The sequence below is a fragment of the Amycolatopsis minnesotensis genome (assembly GCF_039529815.1).
GTDB classification, from domain to species: Bacteria; Actinomycetota; Actinomycetes; order Mycobacteriales; family Pseudonocardiaceae; genus Amycolatopsis; species Amycolatopsis minnesotensis.
In genome coordinates, this window is sequence record NZ_BAAANN010000003.1 from 144,484 (window position 1) to 168,270 (window position 23,787).

Genomic DNA, 23,787 nt, shown 5'->3' on the forward strand with positions numbered 1-23,787 from the left:
GATCTCGGGTACCGGCGGGTAGCAGGTGGCGAGGAGCGGCTAGGGCTAGGGAGAGGCATGAGCGCGCTGCAGAAGCTGAAGGCCTACTTCGGTATGGTCCCGGCCGACGAGGAAGACGGCGTCGGTTACGACGAGTTCGACGACGACTACCGGCGCCGCGGTTACGCTGCGGACGAGTTCGACGACTACGAACAGCAACCGGTCAGGTCGCGCGGACGATACCGTTCGGACGATTTCGAGGACACCGGCGTGCGGACACGCGCACGCTCCGGGTTCTCCGCACCGGAGCCCGCCGTGCACGGCGCGCTCGCGGTCGACCGCCAGCCGGAGCCGATCGCGCGGCTGCGCCCGGTGCCGGAGGCGCCGAGGTCGGCGCCCGTGCGCGACCCGCTGAGCCGGATCACCACGTTGCACCCCACGAGCTACCTCGAGGCGCGCGCCATCGGCGAGCACTACCGGGACGGGGTGCCGGTGATCATCAACCTGACCGAGATGGAGAACGCGGACGCCAAGCGGATCGTGGACTTCGCGGCCGGGCTCGCCTTCGCGGTGCGCGGGTCGATGGACAAGGTCACGAACAAGGTGTTCTTGCTCTCACCGCCCGATGTCGACGTGACCGCCGAGGACCGCAGGCGGATCGCCGAAGGGGGACTGTTCCTACGCCAATGACTCTGTGGTGACCATCGATGCGCACCCGGTGACCGAACCGGGATGCGACGACCAGGTTTCGATGGACGGAACAGCGCGGAAAAAGTGAGATTCCCAACCGGGTGAACGCCGAGGCGGCCCGGGAGGTCCGTCGATGTCCGTCTTCAAACGGCCGTGTGGCAGAGTGGTGTTGTGGAAGTGGTCTGGACTGTCGTCTGGTATGTGCTGTTCGCGTTCTGGCTGCTGCTCACAGCGCGTGTCGTGGTCGAACTCGTGCGAGCATTCGCACGGGAGTGGCGTCCCGCCGGAGGGGTTGCGGTGACGCTGGAGACCATCTACACAGTGACCGACCCGCCGGTCCGATTACTCCGGCGGATCATCCCGATGGTGCGGATTGGCGGCGTCGGACTGGACTTATCGATTATGGTGCTGCTGTTGGTCGTGTTCATACTGATGCGACTGGCACAGCCCGGGTGATCGGGGAACCCGGGTGACCTGCAGGCCATGGAGTGCGTGAGGTGATCTGATGTCGTTGACCCCCGCTGACGTGCACAACGTCGCGTTCAGCAAGCCGCCTATTGGCAAGAGGGGCTACAACGAGGACGAGGTGGACGCGTTCCTCGACCTGGTGGAAACCGAGCTTGCCCGGCTGATCGAAGACAACAACGAGCTTCGTCAGCAGGTAGAGCAGCTCGACTCCGAGCTGGAGTCCACCCGCGGCGAGCTCGACACGGCGAAGGCGAGCGCTGGTTCCGTCAGCGCGCCGCCTCCGCCGGTGCGCGAGGAGCCGAGAAGGCTCGCGCCGGTGCCACCGCCGAGTGCGATGGAGCAGACCCAGGCGCACGGCGGCATGACCGACGCCAACGGCGAGCCCAACGTGCAGGCGGCGAAGGTGCTCGGCCTGGCCCAGGAGATGGCCGACCGGCTGACCGCCGAGGCGAAGACCGAGTCCGACGGCATGCTCGCCGAGGCGCGGACGAAGTCCGAGCAGCTGCTCTCGGACGCGCGGTCGAAGTCGGACTCGATGGTGAACGAAGCTCGCACCCGTGCCGAGACGATGCTCAACGACGCGCGGACCAGGGCGGACACCTTGGAGCGCCAGGCGCGCGAAAAGGCGACCACGATGGATCGCGAGGCGCAGCGCAAGTACACCGAGACGATGAACAACCTCAACAACGAGAAGAGCGGGCTGGACAAGGAGCTGGAGACTCTGCGCACGATAGAGCGCGAGTACCGCACGCGCTTGCGCGGGTTCCTCGAGTCCCAGCTGCGCGAGCTCGACAACCGGGGTTCCGCGGCACCCACCTCGGCCTCGGCCGGGTCCGGCAAGTCCGGGGGCAGCGGTTCGTCCGGAAACCAGGGCTACTCGTTCGGCCCGCGCGCGGAAGCGGGCTGACCGGCGGGCTGACACTGGCTTCCTGATACGCACGGAAACGGTTCCGACACTCCGAGTTGGAGGGTCGGAGCCGTTTTCGCGTCCGGTCCGTGTTGTAATTCAGCGTGCTCTACATCGTCCTCCTCCTCATCCTGGCCGCGCTCGGACTGCTGGTGGCGGCGCTGATCACGGCGACGTCCCTGTGGGCCTGGATCTCGGTCGGCCTGTCGGTCCTCGCGTTCGCGCTCCTCGGTGTGGACCGCGTCCGCCGACGCGCCCGCGCGAAGCAGGCCCCGGCCGGGGACGCCGCTGAGGACGGCGATTCCGAAGGCGAAAAACCGGACGGTGCCGAGAGCGTCAGCGGTGAGCTGCCGGACGGCGACGAATCCGATGGCGCCGAGCAGACCGCGCTCCTCCCCGCTGCGGGTGAACTCGAATCGGCGAAAAACAACGGCGGGGAGGACGACCCCGCGCCCGGAACCGGCGGCGCGACCGAGGTCACGGAGAGTGGCGACCCGTCGGAGGAGCAGACCGACGCCGCGGATCTGCTCGTGGTGTCGGAACTGGACACCGAGGTCGTGGTGGTCGACGAGTTCCCGCGGTACCACCTGACCGACTGCCGCTGGCTCGCCGACCGCGACACCATTCCGATCGCGGTCAAGGAAGCGCGGGACCTCGGGTTCACGCCGTGCTCCCGCTGCACCCCCGACTCGAAGCTCGCGGCCGAGCACCGCAAGGCCGCGAAGACCGCGAAGACCGCGAAGACGCTGAAGTCCGAGAGCTAGAGCCCGCCCACCTTGACCGGGAACTTCTCGATCGTCGCGATCGTGGTGTCCGGCTCGTCGGGGAGGATCAGGTCGACCGGGTTCTGCAACTGGTAGAGATCGCCCCTCGGCGGGAACTGGGTGAGCTTCCCGACCAGCTGCGCCGGGTCCTTCGTGGTCAGCACCAGCGGCTCGTCGAGCCGGTTCGAGGGCACCCCGGCGGCGCGAAGGGTTTCCGGCTGGTCGATGGTCATGGTGAAGCTCAGCACCATGATCTGCTCGTACCGGGGCGGAAAGCGCTGAGTCAGCTTCAGCAGGCTCTTCGTGTCCACATCGACGTCGTTCTGCTCGATCGTGATGGTGCCGCCGCCCTGCCGCGCGTCACGCCCGGCCGGCAACTTACCGGTCGCCCAGTGCCCGACCACCTTCAGCCGCACCGATCGCACCGGGTCGCCGGGGTCGAGCTCGACCCTGGTCCTGATCTGGCCCTTGAAGTCCACCGGCACCAGTGCGGTCCTGATCCTGAGGGGTGTGTTGAGCGCGATGTAGCCCATCGCGATATCGCTGCCGATCGGCGGGAGCCCCGTCTGCGGGGCGGCCATCGCCTCCGAGCCCCCGAACAGCGCGCCCGCGGCGACTCCGGTGACGCCGAGTGCCGCGGTGGCGGCGGCGCCCTTGAGGAAGTTCCTGCGATCCGGGCCGGGCATGTTGTCCTCCGTCGGGTGGGTCGGAATGCGCTCCGGATCCGAACTTAGGAGCACGCCTCGCCGCGCGGCAGGGGACAAGCCCAGGTCAACCGGGTCGAGTAGATCGCTCGATTGCGGAGCGTAACTGACTGCCTACGGAAGTGCGGGAGGGTTGTCGCCCTGCCCGCGATCGGGTGGCCGTCGGCGGGCACGCACGGTGCCGGTCAGCTCAGCTCGACGCCGAGGAGGTCCTTGAACCGGCGCGCGCCGTCCTCGGTGACCCGCAGCGCCCGGTGACCCTCCTGCCTGCGCCGGACCCAGCCCGCGTGCCGGGCGGCGTCCGCGAGCGCGGCACCGAGCCCGCCGGCCAGGTGGTGGCGCTGCTCGGACCAGTCGAGGCAGAACTTCAGCAGCGGCCGTCGCGCGGCGGCGACCTCGTCCACGTCGACGCCGAGCTTCTCGAACACGGGGCGGGCTTCGGGGCCGAGCGCGTACGGATGCCCGGTCAGGGGCGAGGAAATCCGGTCGCCGTCGCGCCGCGTCGTGGCCGGGACGCCGTCGAGCGAAACCAGCGCGCCGCGGTCGAGGAGCGCGGCGGTGACGGCGACCCCGAGACGCCCGGCGAGGTGGTCGTAGCAGGTGCGCGCACGCCGGAGCGCTTCCGCCCGCGTGCCCGCTTTCAGGGAGCGCACCGGCTCGGTCACGGGGGAGAAGCTCGCGAGCGATTCGATCAGCTCCGCCACCCGCGGGCCGGAGAGCCGGTAGAACCGGTGCCGCCCGGACCGCTCGGCGGTGACCAGCCCGGCGTCGCGCAGCTTCGCCAGGTGCGAGCTGACGCCCTGCGCGCTCAGGCCCGCCTCCATCGCGAGCACCGACGCGGCGAGCGCGCGCCCGTCGGTCAGCGCCATCAGCACGCGGACGCGCGCGGGATCGGCGAACAGCGACGCGGTCCGCGCGACGTCGACATCCCCGCCATCCCCGCCGGTGCGCTTCGAGGCCATGGCACCAGGGTGCCGCACGCACACTTCCACCGCGACGGAAGTGTTCCGGCGGTTGGCTCGCCCCATGGAGACGAGGACGAAGACCGGGCGGGGCGCCGTCCTGCTGACGATGTGCGCCGGCATGTTCCTGGTCCAGCTCGACGTGACGGTGGTGAACGTCGCGCTGCCGACGATCGGCGCGCGGCTGGGGGCGGGTGTGGCGCAGCTGCAGTGGATCGTGGACGCCTACGCCGTGGTGCTGGCGGCGCTGCTGCTCACCGGCGGCGCGCTCGGTGATTCCTTCGGCCATCGGCGGGTGGTGATCGCGGGCTTCGCCGTGTTCGGTGCCGCGTCGGCGGGCTGCGCGCTCGCCACGGCTGTCGCGCCGCTGGTCGGATTCCGGGTGCTGCAAGGGATCGGGGCCGCGTTGCTGCTGCCGGGCACGCTCGCGGTGATCACCGGGGTCTACCCCGAACGCCGGGAACAGGCTCGGGCGCTGGGGATCTGGGCCGGGGTGTCCGCGCTGGCGGTGGCGGGTGGCCCGTTGCTCGGCGGCGCGGTCGTGGCCGCGGCGGGGTGGCAGTGGCTCTTCTGGCTGAACGTGCCGCTGGTGGCCGTCGCGATCGTACTGTCGCTGCGGCTCGTGCCCGCGGGCGTCCGGGAAAGCAGGCCCGTCGACTGGGTGGGCGCTTCGACGGGGGCGGTGTGCCTGGCCGCCCTCGTCTACGCCGTCATCGACGGCGGCGGGAACGGGATCGGCGCCGGGGTTCTCGCGGTGGTCGCCGGGATCGGGTTCGTGCTCTCCCAGCGGCGCGGCACGCACCCGATGGTTCCGGTGGAACTGCGCGGTTCCGCCTCGTTCCTCGGCGCGAACCTGGTCGCGGGCGCGATGAACCTGGTCGGGCTGGGCACGATCCTGGTCGCCACCCTGTACCTGCAGGGGGTGCTCCGCGCGGGCCCGCTCGGCTCGGCGGTGCGCATGCTGCCGCTGTTCGCGCCACTGGCACTGCTGGCGCCGGTCACCGGGAGGCTGACCGCGCGCTACGGGCCGAGGGCGCCGATCGTCGCCGGGCTGGCGCTCGGGGCGTTCGGCATGCTGAACCTGCTGCGGGTGGGACCCGGCAGCGGCTATCCGACGGTCCTGCCGACGCTGGCGGCGCTCGGCGGCGGAATGGGCCTGCTGACCGCCGCGGTCGTCTCGGCCGCGGTGAGCGGCGCTCCGGCGGGTTACGGCGGGGTGGCCAGCGGTGTGAACAACACGGCGCGGCAGGCCGCGGGCGCGGTCGGTGTCGCGCTCTTCGGCGCGCTGGCCGGTGAACCGGGCGACGCCGCCGCGTTCACCGGCGGCCTGCACGTGATCGGGGTGACCGCCGCGGCGCTGTGGCTGGCCGCGATCGCCGTCACGGTGGCGACGATCCGGCCGCCAGCACCGCGCCCGTTTCGTGCAGGCGCAGCGCGTCCGAGGCGAGCGTGTCGAGCAGGAGCCGCCGCTCGTCCCCGAGGGACTCCGGATCGCGGGCGGTGAGCCGGTCGAGATCGGGTTCGGTGCCCTCAGCGAGCGCGCGGACGATCTCGCTGACCGGCTCGGCCATCGGAGCGGCCTGTTCACGGCCCAGCACGAGCGCGCCCGCGACCCCGGAGAGACCGCGCAGGCTCTCGTCGGCGTCCTCGACCGCCCGCCGCTGGTCCGGTTCCGGCTCCGCGCTGCCCGGTTCGGCGGTGATCAGCTCCTGCCTCGCCCTGGCGGCTTCGGCGAAGCGCCGCGCGAGGTCGTGCCGTCCGACGTCCTCGCCGCGCAGCACCGAGACGGTCGTCGCGAGCAGTTCGCGTGCCGCGGTGACGGCGCGCTCGTACCGGTCGGCGATCGACGGCTTGCGCACGCCGGGGATCGCGGCGAACCCGAACAGCAACCCGATCACCGCGGCCAGCAGGATCAGCAGCACGTACTCCACGAGCACTTCGCCGGGGTCGAGGTGCCGCGTGCCCGCGTTGACGCCGACGCTCATCAGCACCATGCACCCGTTGAACACCACGGGTTCGCTCCGCATCACGGTGAACCCGCCGAGCACCGCGACGACGGCGATCGGCAGCAGCGCCGCGGGTGGCAGCAGCCAGATCACGAGCACCACGACCACGGCGCCCGCCATCGCGCCCGCGATCCGCTGCTTCGCCTTTTCCACGCTGTCACGCCATTCCGGCTGCATCACCGCGAACGTGCCCATCAGGAACGCGACCGTGAGCGGGTCGCCCGGCCGGAACCCGGCCAGCACGAGCGCGAGCAGCATGCCCAGCGCGCACCGCACCGCGTGCCGCAGCTGGGCGGAGCGCCACGAAAGCGCGCCGCGCAGTTCACTGCCGAGCACCTGGCGCCGCAGCGTCTTCGGAACGTCCACACGCGACCGGTCACGGGTGGCTTCCGCGTCGCGGACCGCGCCGAGCGCGGACCACATCGCTTCGGTGAGCGCGCCCGCGGCGCCGGTGAGACCGGTGCCGCCGCCCGCTTCGTCCACTGAGGACGGTTTCTTCGCGCGCACGGCGGCGGCGAGCTCTTCGGCGTGCTCGCCCGCTTTCTCCAGTTCGGCGGTGACCGTCTCCGCGGCCGCGCCGTCGAGTGTGCGGAGCCGCACCGTGAGGATCGCCCGCGCCGTGCGGTACCGCATCGAAGCGCCGAGGACCTGCGCGGTCCACCGTTCCGGGCGGTCGGCGAGCCACAGCCTGGCCGCCTTCTCGGGGGTTTCGACGCTGTCGGCGGCGGTGAGCGTGTCCGCGAGGGCGCCCCTGGTCGCCTTCCCCGGATCGGCCAGCCCGATCAGGACCCGCAGCACGAACACCACCGCGACGGCGAGCGCGGGCGCGCCGATGAGCTGGCCCGCGCTCGCGCCGCCGGTGATCTGGAACCCGTAGCCGAACAGCGACGCCATGCCGAGCCCGAGCCCGACCGTGACGTACCGGGAGCCGAGCGCGGGCAGCAGTCCCGCGACGAACACCACCACGGTCACCAGCGCGATCGCCGCGGCGTGCGACACCGCGCCGAGCAGCCTCGGCACGCCCACCGCGACGATCAGCGCCGGCGCGAACACCGCCAGCAGCCGCAGATCGGCCCGCAGCGGCCCGCCGAGCGCCGCGATGAGGCAGAACAGGGCCGTGAGCGCGGCCAGCACGGCGGCGTTGCCGAGCCCCGCGACCGTGCCGAGCCCCGCCGTGCCCCCGACGATGACGAGCAGCACCACCAGCATTCCCGGGCCCTTCATGGGCGTCACCTTAGAGCCGGGTGCGCCGTGCCACCCGGTGACAGGCGGGCCGCGTGGAAAACGCCTCGACCGGCGCGTTAATCTGGATGTGCACAGGCGCTGATCCGGCCATCACCGGGGAGCCGCCGGAAGAACGGGACGCGGAGTCCCCAGTAGACCCGGCCGGGTGCGGCCCGTGACAGCCGTCCAAGGAAGTGGCCCGCGCGTGCGCGGGCAAGCGGGGTGGTACCGCGGAACGCGCGAGCGTCTTCGTCCCCGTGTGGTCGCCGGTCCAGTGCCGGCAGGCCGTACGAGAGCGACGAACACGCGAGGAGCGCGCAGGATGTACCCCAAGTCCCACGACGGCCAGGTCCCGTCGCAGCCGTCCTTCCCGGACCTGGAGAAGGACGTGCTGGCGTACTGGGAGTCCGACCGCACGTTCCAGGCCACCATCGACGCCCGCGTGGCGGGCACGGACGGCGACAGGGCAGCGTCGCGCAGCGACTCCGTTGAGGGAGGCGGTGGGCGACGGGAGGGCGAGTACGTGTTCTACGACGGCCCGCCCTTCGCCAACGGCCTGCCGCACTACGGGCACCTGCTCACCGGCTACGTGAAGGACATCGTCCCGCGGTACCAGACGATGAAGGGCAAGCACGTCGAGCGCCGCTTCGGCTGGGACACGCACGGGCTGCCCGCCGAGCTGGAAGCGATGCGCCAGCTCGGGATCACCGAGAAGGACGAGATCGAGTCGATGGGCATCGACAAGTTCAACGACGCCTGCCGCGAATCCGTGCTGCGCTACACCGGCGAGTGGCGGGCCTACGTCACCAGGCAGGCGCGCTGGGTCGACTTCGACAACGACTACAAGACGCTCGACGTCACCTTCATGGAATCGGTGCTGTGGGCGTTCAAACGCCTGTGGGACAAGGGACTCGTGTACGAGGGCTACCGGGTCCTGCCGTACTGCTGGCGCGACCAGACGCCGCTGTCCAACCACGAGCTGCGGATGGACGACGACGTCTACGCGAGCCGCCAGGACCCGGCCGTCACGGTCGGGTACCGCATGGAGGGCAACGAGAACGAGCTCGACGGCACCTACCTGCTGATCTGGACCACGACCCCGTGGACGCTGCCGTCGAACCTCGCGACCGCGGTGCACCCCGAGGTCGACTACGTGGTCGTGCGCTCGGAAGCGCAGGGGGACAAGCGGTTCCTGCTCGCCGAGGCGCGCGTCGCGGCGTACGCGCGGGAACTCGGCGAGGAGCCCGAGGTCGTCGCGCGCTACCGCGGGGCCGATCTCCTCGGCACCCGCTACACCCCGCCGTTCCCGTACTTCGTCGGCACCGAGAACGCGCACCGCGTGCTGGCCGCGGAGTACGTCACCACCGAGGACGGCACCGGGGTCGTGCACATCGCGCCCGCCTACGGTGAAGAGGACAAAGTCGTCACCGACGCGGCCGGGATCACCCCGGTCACCCCGGTCGACGCGGGCGGCAAGTTCGACTCCACGGTGCCGGACTACGCGGGCCAGCTCGTCTTCGACGCGAACCCGAACATCATCAAGGACCTCAAGAACGGCACCGGATCCGCGGCGCGCCAGGGTGCGCTGCTGCTGCGCCACGAGACCTACGAGCACCCGTACCCGCACTGCTGGCGCTGCCGCAACCCGCTGATCTACCGCGCGGTGTCGTCGTGGTTCGTCGCGGTCACCGAGTTCAAGGACCGGATGGTCGAGCTGAACCAGCAGATCACCTGGTACCCGGAGAACGTCAAGGACGGCCAGTTCGGCAAGTGGCTGGAGAACGCGCGCGACTGGTCGGTCTCCCGCAACCGCTACTGGGGCACGCCGATCCCGGTGTGGCAGTCCGACGACCCGGCGTACCCGCGCACCGACGTCTACGGCTCGCTCGACGAGCTGGAGCGCGACTTCGGCGTGCGGCTGGACAACCTGCACCGGCCGTTCATCGACGAGCTGACGCGGCCGAACCCCGACGACCCGACCGGGAAGTCGACCATGCGGCGCATCGAGGACGTGTTCGACGTCTGGTTCGACTCGGGTTCGATGCCCTACGCCCAGGTGCACTACCCGTTCGAGAACGCCGAGTGGTTCGAGCACCACTACCCGAGCGACTTCATCGTCGAGTACATCGGCCAGACCCGCGGCTGGTTCTACCTGCTGCACGTGCTGGCCACCGCGCTGTTCGACCGGCCCGCGTTCCGGACGTGCATCTCGCACGGCATCGTGCTCGGCTCGGACGGGCAGAAGATGTCCAAGTCGCTGCGGAACTACCCGGACGTCACCGAGGTGTTCGACCGCGACGGCTCGGACGCGATGCGCTGGTACCTGATGGCGAGCCCGATCCTGGGCGGCGGCAACCTGGTCGTCACCGAGCGGGGCATCCGCGACGCGGTGCGCCAGGCCGTGCTGCCGCTGTGGAACTCCTACTACTTCCTCGCCCTCTACGCGAACGCCGAAGGCCTGGAAGGCAAGTGGCGCACCGATTCCCCGCACGTGCTGGACCGGTACGTGCTGGCGAAGACGCACGAACTGGTGACCGACGCCGAGTACGCGCTCGACAACTACGACATCGCCGGTGCCTGCCAGCTCGTCCGCGACTTCCTCGAGGTGCTGACGAACTGGTACGTGCGGCGCTCGCGCGACCGGTTCTGGGCGGGCGACGCCGACGCGATCGACACCCTGCACACCGTGCTCGAGGTGACCACGCGCGTGATGGCGCCGCTGCTGCCGCTGACCACCGAAACGGTGTGGCGCGGGCTCACCGGCGGCCGTTCGGTGCACCTCGCGGACTGGCCGGGCGCGCTCGGCCTGCCAGCCGACGCGGCGCTGGTGACCGCGATGGACCGGGTGCGGCAGGTGGCGTCGTCGGCGCTGTCGCTGCGCAAGGCGAACAAGCTGCGCGTGCGGTTGCCGCTCGCACGCCTGCTCGTCGCGGCCGAGGACGCCGAGACGTTGCGCGAGTTCACCGACATCGTCCGCGACGAGGTGAACGTCAAGTCCGTCGAGCTGACCACGGACGTGGCCGCGCACGGCGGGTTCGAGGTCGCGGTCAACGCGCGCGCCGCGGGGCCGAGGCTCGGCAAGGACGTGCAGAAGGTGATCAAGGCCGTCAAGGCGGGCGACTGGTCCACATCGGACAGTGGTGCCGTTGTCGCGGCCGGGATCGAACTCGTCGACGGCGAGTACGAGCGCAAGCTCGTGGCCAAGGACTCGGGCGCGGCGGCCGAGCTGCCGAACAGCTCGGGACTGGTGCTGCTCGACACCGACGTCACCGCCGAACTCGCCGGCGAGGGCCTGGTGCGCGACCTGGTCCGCGTGGTCCAGCAGGCCCGGCGCGACGCGGGGTTCGAGGTCGCCGACCGGATCCGCCTCACCGTCGACGCACCGGACGACGTCGTCGCGGCCGCGAAGAAGCACGAGAAGTTCCTCGCCGACGAGACGCTCGCCGTCGATGTGACCTACGGCACGGTGGCCGAAGGCTCGGCGGGTACCGTTGGCGACGGGGTCAAGGTCACGGTCCTGGTCGTGAAGGCCTGACCCACCGCCGGGAGCCGGGATCGGCTCCCGGCGGTAACACCCCTCCCCGCCCCGCGATGGGCAAGCTGAGCGGGACGAAGGCGGGGGACAGCGGTGAAACCTGGTGCGCGCAAGGCCGTGCTGCCGATCGGCGCCGTGGCCCCTTCGACCGTGAAGCGACGTGAAGGCGAGGGCAGTCCGCAGGCGCCCCGAAGGGAGCATTGAGGGAATCTGACGCAGTGAAGGCTCTCTTCAGGGCGTGGGCATCGCGATGCCGCGCGCGGTGAGGGCCGAGTATGCGGTGTCGGATTCCCTGAAGGGGTCTTCGGGGGCTACGCGCAAGGAATCCACCCCTTCTTGGGCCCGCTCATCCGCCACCGGCCGCGCCAGGATCGACTCGACGTCACCTCTCGTCACCGCCCCATCAGGGCGCCCGCTGCGGCACGGTAACTGGAAGCATCCGTACTTTTGTTCTCTCCCAACAGTTTTCGCCGTTTTCCGGGTGCGCCGGTGAGGAGCATGTCGCCGCACATCTATTGTGGAGACCCACGGGTGCGGCGGAAGGAGGCGGGATGGACCAGCTTCCGGTCATTCTCGGCACCGGCGCGGCGGTGCTGCTCGCTTCGGTGATCGCGGTCAGGGTGTCGATCCGGCTCGGCCTGCCGTCACTGCTGCTCTACCTGGGAATCGGCGTCCTGATCGGGGAAGCCGGGTTCGGCGTCCGGTTCGACGACCCGACGCTGACGCAGTCGCTCGGGCTCGCCGCGCTCGTGATGATCCTCACCGAGGGCGGCCTGACGACCCGGTGGACGGCGGTGAAACCCGCGCTGGGCATCGGGATCGCACTGTCCACAGTGGCCGTGGTGGTGAGTGTCGCGGTCACCGGCGCGGCACTGCACTGGCTGCTGGGGCTGGACTGGCGGATGGCGCTGCTGTGGGGTTCCGTGCTCGCTTCGACGGACGCGGCCGCGGTGTTCTCGGTGCTGCGCACCGCGGGCATCGGCAAACGGCTCGTCGGCGCGCTCGAACTCGAGTCCGGGATGAACGACGCCCCGGTCTACATCGCGGTGGTGGTGCTCGCCGAGGGGACCACAGTGGACTGGACGCTGCCGCTGCTGGTGGTCTACGAGCTGGGCGTCGGCCTCGCGATCGGGCTCGGATTCGGCTGGCTCGGCGCGTTCGCGCTGCGCAAGGCCGCGCTGCCCGCCACCGGCCTGTACCCGCTCGCCACGGTCGCGGTGTGCGTCCTCGCCTACTCCTCGGGACAGTTCGCGCACGCGTCGGGACTGCTGGCGACCTACGTCGCCGGGGTGGTGCTGGGCAACTCGCGGCTGCCGCACCGCTCGGACACGCTCTCCTTCGCCGAGGGGCTCGGCTGGCTCGCGCAGATCGGCCTGTTCGTGCTGCTGGGGCTGTACTCGTCGCCGGAACGGCTGCTGGCGGCGCTCGTGCCCGGCCTCGTCGCCGGGGGAGTGCTGCTCCTGCTCGCGAGACCGCTGTCGGTGCTCTGCTCGGCGCTGCCGTTCCGGGTCCCGTGGCGCGACCAGGTCTTCCTGTCCTGGGCGGGCCTGCGGGGCGCGGTGCCGATCGTGCTCGCGCTGATCCCGATGGCCGAGGGGGTGCCCGGCGCGCAACGGCTGGTGGACGCCGTGTTCGTGCTCGTCATCGTGCTGACCGTGCTGCAGGGCACCACGCTCGCGCCGCTGGCGAGGCTGCTGGGCCTGAGCGAGAAGGGCGGCCCGACCGAGCTGGAGGTCGATGCCGCGCCGCTGGACGAGCTGGGCGCCGAGCTGTTGCAGGTGCGGATCCAGCCGGGATCGCGGATGCACGGCGTGTACCTGTCGGAGCTGAGGCTCCCGGCCGGGGCCACGGTGAGCCTGGTGGTCCGGGACGGCGCCGGGTTCACGCCGCAGGGCACGAGCCGGTTGCAGGAGCGCGATCAGTTGCTCGTGGTGACGACGGAAAAGGCGCGCGAAGCGGCGGAACGGCGGATCAGGGCCGTCGACAGGGCGGGCAGGCTGGCCCGCTGGCGCGGGGAATCCGGCAAATAAGCCAGAAGTCCCCGGAGCGGTAGACAATTTCACCCTTCTGTATTCCCTTGTTGGCCTGTTCGGGTTAATGTTCGCCGACTTTTGCTGACTCCGATGACTTCACGGACCTCTCTGGGGTGAAGTCCGGGCCTTGAGGGAGAACAGAGAGTGACGAAAACCTCGTCTCGTCTTGGGTACGCCGGTGCCGCCGTGCTGGCCGGTGTCCTGCTCGTCTCGCCGACCGCGATCAGCACGGCCAGCGCCGACGACGGCTTCCCGGTGTTCGGCCTGCCCTTCGCGGCCGGGCAGAAGACCGGATCCGCCGGCATCCACTCGGACGACGGCGGCAGTGGTGTCAAGAACGCGATCGACTTCAACCCCGACGACTCGACCGTCCGCGCCCCGCTCGGCGGCACCGTGCGCCTCCAGCACTGCTCCGGCGGCGACTGGGTGACGATCGACCACGAGAACGGCTGGCGCACCGGCTACTACCACATGGAAGGCATCAAGGTCGCCGACGGCCAGGAGGTGGAGCCGGGCGCCGTGCTCGGCTCGATCGGCAACGCGCTGCCGTGCGGCGGCCACACCACCGGCGCGCATGTGCACTTCACGCTGTGGACGCTCAACGCCGCTTCGGTGCTGTCGAACGCGGTGGACTCGATCCCGGGCGGTAACTGGGACAACGTCTCCTACGACCGCCTTTCCACCGAGGTGGCCAACGATGTCGGCGTCGCGGTGGACGGCCACACCTTCGGTGGCTGGCTCTTCAACGCCGAGGCGGAGCAGTACAAGGGCACCGCGACCAACGCGAAGACCAAAGAGGTCGTGAAGCTGCCCGGTTACTTCCGCTACGACGGCTGATCCAGCGGCGGGCCCGGCCGGGTCGGTGTGAGCGCGATCTCAAACCTCCGAAGATCGCTCGCGCGGGCCCGGCCGGTTCCGCTATCGTCTCCGGCAGGTCACGAGTGCCAGCGCGAAGCCCCGGCTTGCTGGCCGGCAACCCTCCAACCGCGGTGGGGTGCCCCGGGTGAGGACCTGGCTCGTCGCGAAGTGCGACGGGCAAGCGCGGGCCCTCCAGCGGGTCCCTGACCCGAGGAGGCCCCCGATGACTCTCGCACTCGACCGAACCGCCGTTTCCGCCGAAACCGCCGCGCTGCCCGAACTTCCCGCCGTCGCCGGTGCGCGGCTGCGGGTCCCGCTGGTCAGCGGTGACGACATCGGCTACGCGAACCTCGACCACGCGGCGAGCGCGCCGTGTCTCGACGCCGTCCGCGACGCCGTCGACGAGTTCCTTCCCTGGTATGCCAGCGTGCACCGCGGCGCCGGGTTCGCTTCGCAGGTTTCGACGAAGCTGTACGAGCGCACGCGGGACACCATCCGCCGGTTCGTCGACGCGCGCGCCGGTGACACGGTGATCTTCACCAGGAACACCACCGATTCGTTCAACCTGCTCGCCCGCGCGGTCCCGAAGAACACCTCGGTGGTCGTGTTCGACACCGAGCACCACGCGGCGCTCCTGCCGTGGCGCGGCCCGAACGTGCACCGGATCCCGTTGCCCGGCACCAGGCTCGCCGCGGTGTCCGCTGTGGACAGTGCGCTAGCCGCGTGCGCGGAGGGGCCGAGGCTGGTCGTGCTCACCGGTGCGTCGAACGTGACCGGCGAGGTGCTGCCGGTCGCCGAGATCGCCGCCGTGGCACGTCGCCGCGGTGCCCGGATCGCGCTCGACGCGGCCCAGCTTTCCCCGCACCGCGGGGTTTCCCTCCGCGAGTCCGATGTGGACTACGTGGCCTTCTCCGGGCACAAGCTCTACGCGCCGTTCGGGGCGGGTGTGCTCGTCGGGCGCGCGGACTGGCTGCGGGCAGCGCAGCCGTACCTCGCGGGCGGCGGTGCCAGCAAGGTGGTGTCCAGCGCGGACGCCGGCGACGTCTCCGTGGTGTGGAACCACGGCCCGGAGCGGCACGAGGCCGGTTCGCCCAACACTGTCGGCGTGTACGCGCTCGGCGTCGCGTGCGAACAGCTCGCCGCGAACCGCGCCGCACTCGAAGCGCACGAGCACGCGCTGCTGGAGAAGCTGCGGCGCGGGTTCGAGTCGGTGCCCGGCTTGGCGGAGCTGAAGTTGTTCGAGGATGCGGGCGACCGGGTCGGCACGGTGAGCTTCGTGCTCGACGGGTTCGAACCCGGCCGGCTCGCCGCGGTGCTCTCCGCGGAGTACGGCATCGGCGTGCGGGACGGCGCTTTCTGCGCTCACATCGCCACGCGCAGGCTCATCGGGCGCACCGGCGTCGAAGCCAAGCAGGCGGTGCGGGTGAGCATCGGTCTCGGCACCACCGAGGAGCACGTCGACCGGCTTCTGCTCGCACTGCGCCAGATCGTGGCGAGGGGTGCGCGCTGGTCCTACGCGGTCGTCGACGGCCGCTGGGCGCCGACGCCGGATCCGCGCGCCCTGCCGTCGTTCCTGCGCGACTGACCGGCGCCGCGCTGCTGGCGGCCGCGATGGTGGCGCTGGTCGCCGGGGGCCGCCCGCGCGGGCCCGTCACTGGTGGCGACTGAACCGGCGCGGGCACGTGCGTGGACAATGGACCGGGTGAGCACCGAACAGACCTCCACTCCGGACACGGCCGACGCCGGGCCGGACACCCCCGCCGTCCAGCCGAAGCGGCGCGTCGCGCTGGTGGCCGGGGTCGCCGTCGTGGCGCTCGCCGCCGACGTGCTGACCAAGGTGCTCGCGCTGTCGGAGTGGGAGGGCAGGGAGCCGGTACGGGCGCTGGGCGGGCTGGTGTACTTCCAGATCGTGCGCAACCCCGGTGCCGCGTTCTCGCTGGCCACCGGGATGACCTGGATCCTCGCGATCGGGGCCGTGGTGGTCGCCGGCGCGATCATCTGGCTCTCGCGGCGGCTGCGGTCCGCCGGCTGGGCGGTCGGGCTCGGCCTGGTCCTCGCAGGCGCGCTCGGCAATCTCACCGACCGGATCTTCCGCGCGCCGGGACTGTTGCGGGGCCACGTCATCGACTTCATCTCGCTCTTCTCGCCCAACGGCGAGGCGTGGCCGGTCTTCAACGTCGCCGACTCGTGCATCTGCGTCGGCGCGGCGCTCATCGTGGTGCTTTCGGTGCTGGGCAAGGATTACGACGGCTCGTCGTCGCGGAGCGGGAAGGCGGCGAAGGCGTGAGCGCGCGGATGCTCCCGGTACCGGACGGACTCGACGGCATGCGCGTCGACGCCGGGCTGGCCAAGATGCTGGGGTTGTCCAGGACCGTGGTCGCCGAACTGGCCGAGACCGGGGAAGTGCTGCTCGACGGCCGCCCGGTCGGCAAGTCCGACCGGCTCACCGCGGGTGGGCTGCTCGAAGTGACCATGCCCGAGCCGGAGAACAGGGTCGAAGTCGTCGCCGAACCGGTCGAGGGCATGCGGATCGTGCACGATGACGACGACATCGTGGTGGTCTCGAAACCCGTCGGGGTCGCCGTGCACCCGAGTCCAGGATGGACCGGCCCGACCGTCGTGGGCGGCCTCGTCGCGGCGGGCCTGCGGATCTCGACCTCGGGCGCGGCCGAACGCCAGGGCGTGGTGCACCGGCTCGACGCGGGCACCACCGGCGTGATGGTGGTGGCGAAGAGCGAGCACGCGTACACCGTGCTCAAGCGCGCGTTCAAGGAGCGCACCGTCGACAAGGGCTACCACGCCGTCGTGCAGGGCCACCCGGACCCGACGCGCGGCACCATCGACGCCCCGATCGACCGGCACCCCCGGCACGACTACAAGTTCGCCGTCGTCGCGGGCGGGCGTCCCAGCGTCACGCACTACGAAGTGGTGGAAGCGTTCCGCGCGGCCTCGCTCACCGAAATCAAGCTCGAAACCGGGCGCACGCACCAGATCCGCGTGCACTTCTCGGCGCTGAAGCACCCGTGCGCCGGTGACCTGACCTACGGCGCGGACCCGGTGCTGGCCAGGAAACTGGGCCTGTCACGGCAATGGCTGCACGCGCGGACGCTCGGCTTCGCACACCCCGCGGACGGCCGCTGGGTCCAGTTCGAGTCCGAGTACCCGGACGATCTCGCGAACGCGCTGAAGATCCTCCGCGACGAAAACTAGGCCAGCACGACGCCGATCGCCGACCGGTTCGCGCCGAGCTGCGTTTCCTCCCGGCGCGCGGCAAGGTCGTGGGTGACGATCCGGTAGATCGGCGCGCGGACGAGCACGGGACCGGCGCCGTACCAGCACATCGCGGCCGCCGGCAGGCATCGATACCGGGCCAACGCGGTCCGCTCGGTGTCGTTTGGCGTCCACATCGTTCGGTGTGGACGGCCGCTTCTTCGCGGCTATCCGAAGAGAACGAGGAAGCCACCCGAGAGCCTCGTGAGCCACGCAAGGATGCGGTCCATGCGGGCGAGAGCGCGCCTTGAGCCGAGGACGACGGCGACGAACACATCCCAGACCAGGACGATGGAGAACATCCAGGTGCCGTAGAGCCCGAGCGTCAACGGCGCGGCGGCCCTGACCGCGGCGCCGAGGCTGCTTTCGCACAGGGGTTCGATCGCCTGAGCAGGTGAACTAAGTTGCACGGTCCACAATGGACATATATCAAAAGCTTGCTAAGCCAGCAAAATCAGCTATCCGGACCACAACCCCACCGCAGCCCGGACAACAAGAGCTGCACACCTCCCTACCGTCCAAAGCCATCCCTGAACGGCAACCCAACACGGCGAACCAAGGGTGGCGGCGGGGCTCTCGCGATCGCGGCGCGGCTCGGTACCCGGCCGGTGGATCAGTCCTCGATCGCCCAGGTGATGGTGCGTTCGTCCGGTTCGGGCCGCGGGCTCCAGCGCACCGACACCACGCGCGTCGACTCCGGCAGCACGTAGACGGTGTGCCCGCCCGCGGTCTCGCCCGGCTGCACACCGATCTTGTGCGGCGGCCGCGAGGTCAGCGAGACCGGTGCCTTGCCGATCGCCTTGCCGTCGGCGGCGATCAGCTCCAGGAAGTTGTCCGGCAGCGAGGCGAACGGGATGGGCCCGCGGTTGACCACCTCGGTGTGCACCACGACCGACCGCTCGTTCTCCTCCAGGCGGTACCCCGCCGCGCTGAACAGGAAGTCCGCCGGGTCCTGCACCTCCAGGAGCTGCACGGTGAGCTGCTCGCCTTCGAGACCTTCGCTCGGCAGCACGTCACCGGTGCGGCCGGTGCGGTTGGGCACCGGTCCCTTCGGCGCCTGCGCGCCGGGCATCTGCTCGTCGCCGCGCGCCCACGAAGCGCTCTGCGGCGGGCCCCAGGTGCTCATCACCGGGTCCACCGGCGGCGGAGGCTGGCGCATCGGCGGTCGCGGCGGCGGGCCCAGTGGCGGTGGGCCCTGCGGCGGCCGTCCCATCGGTGGCGGCCCCTGCCGCTGCACCTGGTACGCACCGGAGGGCACGCCCTGCACCGGGTAGGGCGCGGAGGGGGTGCCGTGCACCGGGTACGCGGCCGACGGGGTGCCGTGCACCGCGTAGGCACCCGAAGGCGCGCCGTGCACGGGTGACGGCGGTGGTTGCGGTGGCCGTTGCTGCGGGTTCGGTTGCGGGACCTGCTGGCTCGGCGGCTGCTGGGGCGCGCCGGCGAGCGCGGCGCGCAGCCCGTTCGGATCGCTCTCCACGCCGACGAGCAGCGGCAATCCGCTCCCGGACAGGGAGACCAGGCGGTAGGCGACCTCGCGCGGGTCCATGCCCACCTTCGCCGCCAGCTCGTGCACCGCCGCCTTGCCCAGCTCGGCCAGCGCGGCGAGCAGGCGGGAGTCAACGGGATCGGTCACGGCCACGGTTCGAACGCTACCGCCTGGTCGCGGCTCGGGTGCAGGCTGCCACGCCGGAGGCGGCCGGAATCGCGGGCATAGGGTGACGGGGAGAACACCGGGAGCCGCTGGGAACCGTTGTGCGCCACCGGCTCGAAAACGCAGACCAACGGGGGACAGCCGATGACCGTGACCCAGCTCGCCGACGAGTACCTCGAGGTGATGTTCGAGGCCGAACCGCTCTGGCCCGCCGTGCTCGGCCTCGATCTCGAACGCGCCGGGATCGGCGACCTGTCCGCGGAGGCGGAGCGGGCCGTCGTCGCGAAGCTGAAGGCGCTCGGCGAGCGGGCCACCGCGATCGACCCGGCCTCGCTCTCGGCGGAGGACAGGGTCACCCGCGAGGTGCTGCTCAGCCAGCTCAGGGGGCAGGTCGACCGCGCGGAGAGCAAGCTCGTCGAGTTCACCGTCACCGACATCTTCATCGCGCCCGCGGTGTCGATGCTGACCACGCTGCCGATGGTGACGGTCGCGACGGCGGAGCAGGCCGAGGTGCACCTCGGGCGGCTCGCCGCGATCCCCGGGTACCTCGGCCAGGCGCTCGACCGGCACCGCGCCGGGATCGAAGCCGGTCTGCTGCCGGTCGCCCACCTCGTGCGCGCGGCGATCGACCACCTCGGCCGCTACCTGGACGCCGATCCCGCGAACGACCCGCTCGCCCGCCACGCGCTGCCGGACGAGAACCTCACCGAGCGGCGGGCCGAGTTGCTGCGGGACGTGGTGCGCCCCGGGTTCGCCGCCTACCGCGACGGGCTGATCGCCGACGTCGAGCCGCACGGCAGGAAGGCCGACCGCGCCGGGCTGTGCTGGCTGCCCGGCGGCGACGGCATCTACTCCGCGCTCGCTCGCGTGCACACCACCACCGGCCGCACCCCCGACGAACTGCACGAGACCGGCCTGCGGATCATCGGCGAGCTGGCGCAGGAGTACGCCGAGATCGGCGGCAGGGTGTTCGGCACGACCGACGTGCGCGAGGTGTTCGCGCACCTGCGCACCGACCCGGAGCTGCGCTGGCGCGACGCCGACGACCTGCTGGAGACCGCGCGCGGCGCGATCGGCAGGGCCGAGGCCGCCGCGCCGGAGTGGTTCGGGCGCATCCCGTCCGCGGGGTGGGTCGTCTCGGCGGTGCCCGAGGCCGAGGCACCTGGCGCGCCCGCCGCCTACTACATCCAGCCCTCCGCCGACGGCGCGCGCCCGGGCACCTACTACGCCAACACACACGAGGTGACCGAGCGGTTCCGGCACGCGGCGGAGGCGACCGCGTTCCACGAAGCCATTCCCGGCCACCACTTCCAGATCAGCACCGCGCTCGGGCTCGACGAGCTGCCGCTGCTGCGCAGGCTCGGCGACTTCAACGCCTACATCGAAGGCTGGGGGCTCTACAGCGAGCGGCTCGCGTTCGAGATGGGCCTGTACTCCGACGACGTCGCGCTGCTCGGCATGCTCACCCTCGACTCGATGCGGGCCGGGCGGCTGGTGGTCGACACCGGCCTGCACGCGAAGGGGTGGAGCAGGCAGCAGGCCGTCGACTACCTCACCGAGCACACGCCGATGTCGCGCGTGGAGATCGAGTCCGAAGTGGACCGCTACCTCGCCTACCCCGGCCAGGCACTGGCGTACATGGTGGGGCGCCTGGAGATCCAGCGCATCCGCGCGCACGCCGAAAGGGTGCTTGGCGAGCGGTTCGACATCAAGGCGTTCCACGACCTCGTGCTCGGCGGGGGCGCGCTGCCGCTGCCCGCGCTGGAGGACGTCGTGCGGGACTGGGCGGCCGGGAACGGGGCGACCTGGTGACCGGCAGTCCTGCCGCGCTCGCCGACGAGCTGGCTGAAGCGCTGTTCGAAGCGGATCCGTTGCGCCCCATGCTGCTCGGGCTGCCGGGGCCGTCCGGCCTGCCCGATCCGAGCCGGGCCGCCGCCTCGCGGAACCGCGAGCGGTTCGCCGGGATCTCCGCGCGCGCCGAAGCCGCGCCCGTTCCCGAGTCCGAAGTGGACATCGTGACCCTTGAAGTGGTGCGGCAGCAGGCGAAGGCGGCGATCGACCTCGTCGACGCCGGGCTCGGCGACTTCGCGGTGAACGATTCCTTCGCCGCCCCCGCCCTGATCCCGCTGGTGCTGATGCCGAACGTCACGCCGGACACCGGGGAGAAGGCGGAAGCCCACCTGGGCAGGCTCGCCGCCTTTCCGTCCTATTTGGACGCCGTGCGCGGACGCCAGCGCGCCGGCGCGGCCGAGGGGCTGGTGCCTGCGGCATTCCTGGTGCGGGAAGGGATCGCGGCCGTCGAGCGGTACCTCGGCAACCCGCTGACCGACCCGCTCCGCCTCGACGCGAAGGCCGCCGGGTTCGCCGACCGGCAGGAGCGGCTGCTGACCGAGGCCGTCCGCCCGGCGTACTCCGCCTACCGGAACTTCCTGCGCGACGAGGTGGCGCCGAACGGGCTGCCGGAGGAGAAACCGGGGCTGTGCTGGCTTCCCGGCGGTGACGCGAGGTACGCCGCGCTGATCCGCGCGCACACCACCACCGAGCGGTCCGCGCGGGACCTGCACGACACCGGGCTCGCCCTCGTCGAACGGCTCGGCGACGAGTACCGCGAACTCGGCGCGCGGGTCTTCGGCGTCACCGATCTCGGTGCGCTGTTCGCCCGCCTGCGCACCGATCCCGCGCTGCGCTGGGGTAGCGCGGGCGAAATGCTCGAAGCGGCGCGGACGAGCATCGGCCGTGCCGAAGCGGCGGCGCCGCGCTGGTTCGGGAAGCTGCCGTCCGCGTCGTGCGCGATCACGGCGATGCCCGAACACGAAGCTGACGGCGGATCCATCGCCTACTACTTCGAGCCCGCGCTGGACGGCTCGCGGCCGGGCACGTACTACGTCAACACCTTCCGCGCCGAGGAGCGCTTCCGGCACGAGGCCGACGCGGTCGCGTTCCACGAGGGCGTGCCGGGGCACCACCTGCAGAACTCGCTGTCGATGGCGCTGAGCGAGCTGCCGCTGCTGCGCCGGGTCGCCGAAGTGAACGCCTACCTCGAAGGGTGGGCGCTCTACGCCGAGCGGCTCGCGGACGAGATGGGCCTGTACACCGACGACGTGAGCCGCTTCGGCCTGCTGGCGCAGGATTCGCTGCGGGCGGGCAGGCTCGTCGTCGACACCGGAATGCACGCGCTGGGCTGGAGCCGCGAGCGCGCCGCCGGGTTCCTGCGCGAGCACACACCGATGCCGCCGGTCGCGATCGAGGCCGAGATCGACCGGTACGCGGGCTGCCCCGGCCAGGCGCTGTCCTACATGGTGGGCAGGCTGGAGATCCAGCGCGTGCGCGCCGAGGCGGAGCGCGCGCTGGGGGAGCGGTTCGACATCCGCGCGTTCCACGACGAGGTGCTCGGGCACGGCGTGCTGCCGCTGCGGGTGCTGGACGGGGTGATCCGGCGCTGGATCGCGCGCCGATCGGTTTAGGCCTCGTCACAGGCCGGGTGGTGCCCCCGCCCCGATGAAGTAGGGTGACCGCAACTAAGCGGGCGCTCAGCACGGAAGGCGGGCAGTATGCGCATCGGGACGCAGATCAGCTATGCGGGCGGTTTCGCCGAGTCGGTCGCCGAGGTCGTCGAGCTGGAACACGCGGGGCTGGACATCGTCTTCATCCCCGAGGCCTACTCGTTCGACGCGGTGAGCCAGCTCGGCTTCCTCGCGGCCAAGACCGAACGGGTGGAGATCGCCTCGGGGATCGTGCAGATCTACACGCGCACCCCGACCCTGACCGCGATGACGGCGGCGGGCCTCGACTTCGTCTCCGACGGCCGGTTCACGCTCGGCATGGGCGCCTCCGGGCCGCAGGTGATCGAGGGCTTCCACGGCGTGCGGTACGACGCGCCGGTCGCCCGCACGCGCGAGGTCGTCGACATCTGCCGCCAGGTGTGGCGCCGCGAGCGCGTGGTCCACGACGGCAGGCACTACCAGATCCCGCTGCCAGCCGACCAGGGCACCGGGCTCGGCAAGCCGCTCAAGCTGATCAACCACCCGGTGCGCTCCCGCATCCCGATCATGCTCGCCTCGCTCGGCCCCAAGAACGTCGCGATGACGGCCGAGATCGCCGAGGGCTGGGAGCCGATCTTCTTCCACCCGGAGAAGGCGAACGACGTGTGGGGCGCCCCGCTCGCCGAGGGCAAGGCGAAGCGCGACCCCGAGCTGGGCGAGCTGGACGTCGTGGTCGGCCTCCCGGTGGCCATCGGCGACGACGTGGCGCACCTGCTCGACAACATCCGGCACTACGTCGCGCTCTACGTCGGCGGCATGGGCGCGCGCGGCAAGAACTTCTACAACGACCTGGTGTGCCGCTACGGCTACGAGGCCGAGGCGAAGCAGGTGCAGGACCTGTACCTGGACGGGAAGAAGGACGAAGCCGCCGCCGCGCTGCCGCGGGAGCTGCTGGAGGCGATGTCGCTGGTCGGCCCGGTCGGCCATGTCAAGGAGCGGCTCGCCGCGTTCCGCGAGGCGGGGGCGACCACGTTGCAGGTCAACGTGATCGAGCCGGACCCGGCGCGGCGCCCGGCCGTGGTGCGCGAACTGAAGGAACTCACCGCCTGACGCCTGGAGGGCTTTCGCGGGTGCCGTGGTCCCTGAAAGTCGCCTTTGGGGACTCTGAGGCCGCGATCTCGCCCCTCGCGGCGCGCGGCATGGTGGTGCTGATGCCCCGAAGGACGCCTTCGCGGCGCCGGACTCCCTCAAGGG

General features: G+C 71.3%; 19 protein-coding genes, 1 pseudogene and 1 riboswitch. Of the genes and pseudogenes, 14 read left to right on the forward strand and 6 right to left on the reverse strand.

The features are described from left to right. Positions 1-57: 57 nt before the first annotated feature. The 4 genes from ABD256_RS04670 (at position 58) to ABD256_RS04685 (ending at position 2,808) form a co-directional block, all read left to right on the forward strand. The gene (locus ABD256_RS04670) at positions 58-669 is read left to right on the forward strand and encodes a cell division protein SepF (RefSeq protein ID WP_344413774.1); all 612 of its coding nucleotides are present in this window, start codon (positions 58-60) and stop codon (positions 667-669) included. Positions 670-840: 171 nt separating this feature from the next. Then, complete coding sequence (locus ABD256_RS04675; RefSeq protein WP_215545614.1) at positions 841-1,125, forward strand: YggT family protein; 285 nt, start codon at positions 841-843, stop codon at positions 1,123-1,125. A gap of 49 nt (positions 1,126-1,174) precedes the next feature. Continuing rightward, entirely contained in the window at positions 1,175-2,044 is an 870-nt protein-coding gene (gene wag31, locus ABD256_RS04680) for a DivIVA-like cell division protein Wag31 (protein WP_344413777.1), read from the forward strand. Positions 2,045-2,148: 104 nt separating this feature from the next. Continuing rightward, on the forward strand, positions 2,149-2,808 hold the full coding sequence (locus ABD256_RS04685) for a hypothetical protein (protein WP_344413779.1): 660 nt from the start codon (positions 2,149-2,151) through the stop codon (positions 2,806-2,808). Here ABD256_RS04685 and ABD256_RS04690 read toward each other — a convergent pair. Beyond that, positions 2,805-3,494 carry a twin-arginine translocation signal domain-containing protein gene (locus ABD256_RS04690; protein ID WP_344413781.1) on the reverse strand — a complete coding sequence of 230 codons (690 nt, stop codon included), beginning with the start codon at positions 3,492-3,494 and terminating at the stop codon, positions 2,805-2,807. The two genes, ABD256_RS04685 and ABD256_RS04690, sit on opposite strands and share 4 nt — an antisense overlap. 203 nt (positions 3,495-3,697) lie before the next feature. Then, positions 3,698-4,474, reverse strand: coding sequence for an ArsR/SmtB family transcription factor (locus ABD256_RS04695; RefSeq protein ID WP_344413783.1), 777 nt, complete (start codon positions 4,472-4,474; stop codon positions 3,698-3,700). 64 nt (positions 4,475-4,538) lie between these two features. Here ABD256_RS04695 and ABD256_RS04700 point away from each other — a divergent pair, with 64 nt between their 5' ends. Beyond that, the gene (locus ABD256_RS04700) at positions 4,539-5,978 is read left to right on the forward strand and encodes an MFS transporter (RefSeq protein WP_344413786.1); all 1,440 of its coding nucleotides are present in this window, start codon (positions 4,539-4,541) and stop codon (positions 5,976-5,978) included. A gap of 388 nt (positions 5,979-6,366) precedes the next feature. On the opposite strand, the pseudogene ABD256_RS04705 reads toward ABD256_RS04700, so the two are convergent. Next, positions 6,367-7,704: pseudogene (locus tag ABD256_RS04705) on the reverse strand (FUSC family protein); the annotation flags it as partial. Positions 7,705-8,026: 322 nt separating this feature from the next. On the opposite strand from ABD256_RS04705, the gene ileS reads away from it, so the two are divergent. From ileS to ABD256_RS04735, 6 genes are all read left to right on the forward strand, one after another. Beyond that, positions 8,027-11,239, forward strand: coding sequence for an isoleucine--tRNA ligase (gene ileS, locus ABD256_RS04710; protein ID WP_344413788.1), 3,213 nt, complete (start codon positions 8,027-8,029; stop codon positions 11,237-11,239). A 551-nt stretch (positions 11,240-11,790) separates the two neighbouring features. Next, positions 11,791-13,269, forward strand: a complete 1,479-nt coding sequence (locus ABD256_RS04715) for a potassium/proton antiporter (protein ID WP_344413792.1) — start codon at positions 11,791-11,793, stop codon at positions 13,267-13,269. A 147-nt stretch (positions 13,270-13,416) separates the two neighbouring features. Next, positions 13,417-14,109: a M23 family metallopeptidase gene (locus tag ABD256_RS04720; protein ID WP_344413794.1), complete on the forward strand. Its 693-nt coding sequence runs from the start codon at positions 13,417-13,419 to the stop codon at positions 14,107-14,109. A 96-nt stretch (positions 14,110-14,205) separates the two neighbouring features. Continuing rightward, positions 14,206-14,320, forward strand: a riboswitch (SAM riboswitch). 33 nt (positions 14,321-14,353) lie between these two features. Further along, positions 14,354-15,715, forward strand: a complete 1,362-nt coding sequence (locus ABD256_RS04725; protein ID WP_344413796.1) for an aminotransferase class V-fold PLP-dependent enzyme — start codon at positions 14,354-14,356, stop codon at positions 15,713-15,715. Between the two features lie 108 nt (positions 15,716-15,823). After that, positions 15,824-16,417: a signal peptidase II gene (lspA, locus tag ABD256_RS04730; protein ID WP_344413798.1), complete on the forward strand. Its 594-nt coding sequence runs from the start codon at positions 15,824-15,826 to the stop codon at positions 16,415-16,417. Continuing rightward, complete coding sequence (locus ABD256_RS04735; protein WP_344413800.1) at positions 16,414-17,340, forward strand: RluA family pseudouridine synthase; 927 nt, start codon at positions 16,414-16,416, stop codon at positions 17,338-17,340. The genes lspA and ABD256_RS04735 overlap by 4 nt, the downstream gene beginning before the upstream one ends. On the opposite strand, the gene ABD256_RS04740 is transcribed toward ABD256_RS04735, so the two are convergent. The 3 genes from ABD256_RS04740 to ABD256_RS04750 form a co-directional block, all read right to left on the reverse strand. Further along, positions 17,337-17,537: a hypothetical protein gene (locus ABD256_RS04740; RefSeq protein WP_344413802.1), complete on the reverse strand. Its 201-nt coding sequence runs from the start codon at positions 17,535-17,537 to the stop codon at positions 17,337-17,339. The two genes, ABD256_RS04735 and ABD256_RS04740, sit on opposite strands and share 4 nt — an antisense overlap. A 30-nt stretch (positions 17,538-17,567) precedes the next feature. Beyond that, positions 17,568-17,810 carry a hypothetical protein gene (locus tag ABD256_RS04745; protein WP_344413805.1) on the reverse strand — a complete coding sequence of 81 codons (243 nt, stop codon included), beginning with the start codon at positions 17,808-17,810 and terminating at the stop codon, positions 17,568-17,570. A gap of 203 nt (positions 17,811-18,013) precedes the next feature. Then, positions 18,014-19,039, reverse strand: coding sequence for an AsnC family protein (locus tag ABD256_RS04750; RefSeq protein WP_344413807.1), 1,026 nt, complete (start codon positions 19,037-19,039; stop codon positions 18,014-18,016). Between the two features lie 156 nt (positions 19,040-19,195). Here ABD256_RS04750 and ABD256_RS04755 point away from each other — a divergent pair, with 156 nt between their 5' ends. The 3 genes from ABD256_RS04755 to ABD256_RS04765 all read left to right on the forward strand — a co-directional run bounded on the left by ABD256_RS04755 (position 19,196) and on the right by ABD256_RS04765 (position 23,643). Beyond that, a complete protein-coding gene (locus ABD256_RS04755) occupies positions 19,196-20,863 on the forward strand; it encodes a DUF885 domain-containing protein (protein ID WP_344413810.1) in 1,668 nt (555 codons plus the stop codon). After that, on the forward strand, positions 20,860-22,515 hold the full coding sequence (locus tag ABD256_RS04760; RefSeq protein ID WP_344413812.1) for a DUF885 domain-containing protein: 1,656 nt from the start codon (positions 20,860-20,862) through the stop codon (positions 22,513-22,515). Before ABD256_RS04755 ends, ABD256_RS04760 begins: the two co-directional genes overlap by 4 nt. Before the next feature lie 87 nt (positions 22,516-22,602). Beyond that, the gene (locus ABD256_RS04765) at positions 22,603-23,643 is read left to right on the forward strand and encodes an LLM class F420-dependent oxidoreductase (RefSeq protein ID WP_344413814.1); all 1,041 of its coding nucleotides are present in this window, start codon (positions 22,603-22,605) and stop codon (positions 23,641-23,643) included. Positions 23,644-23,787 lie beyond the last annotated feature (144 nt).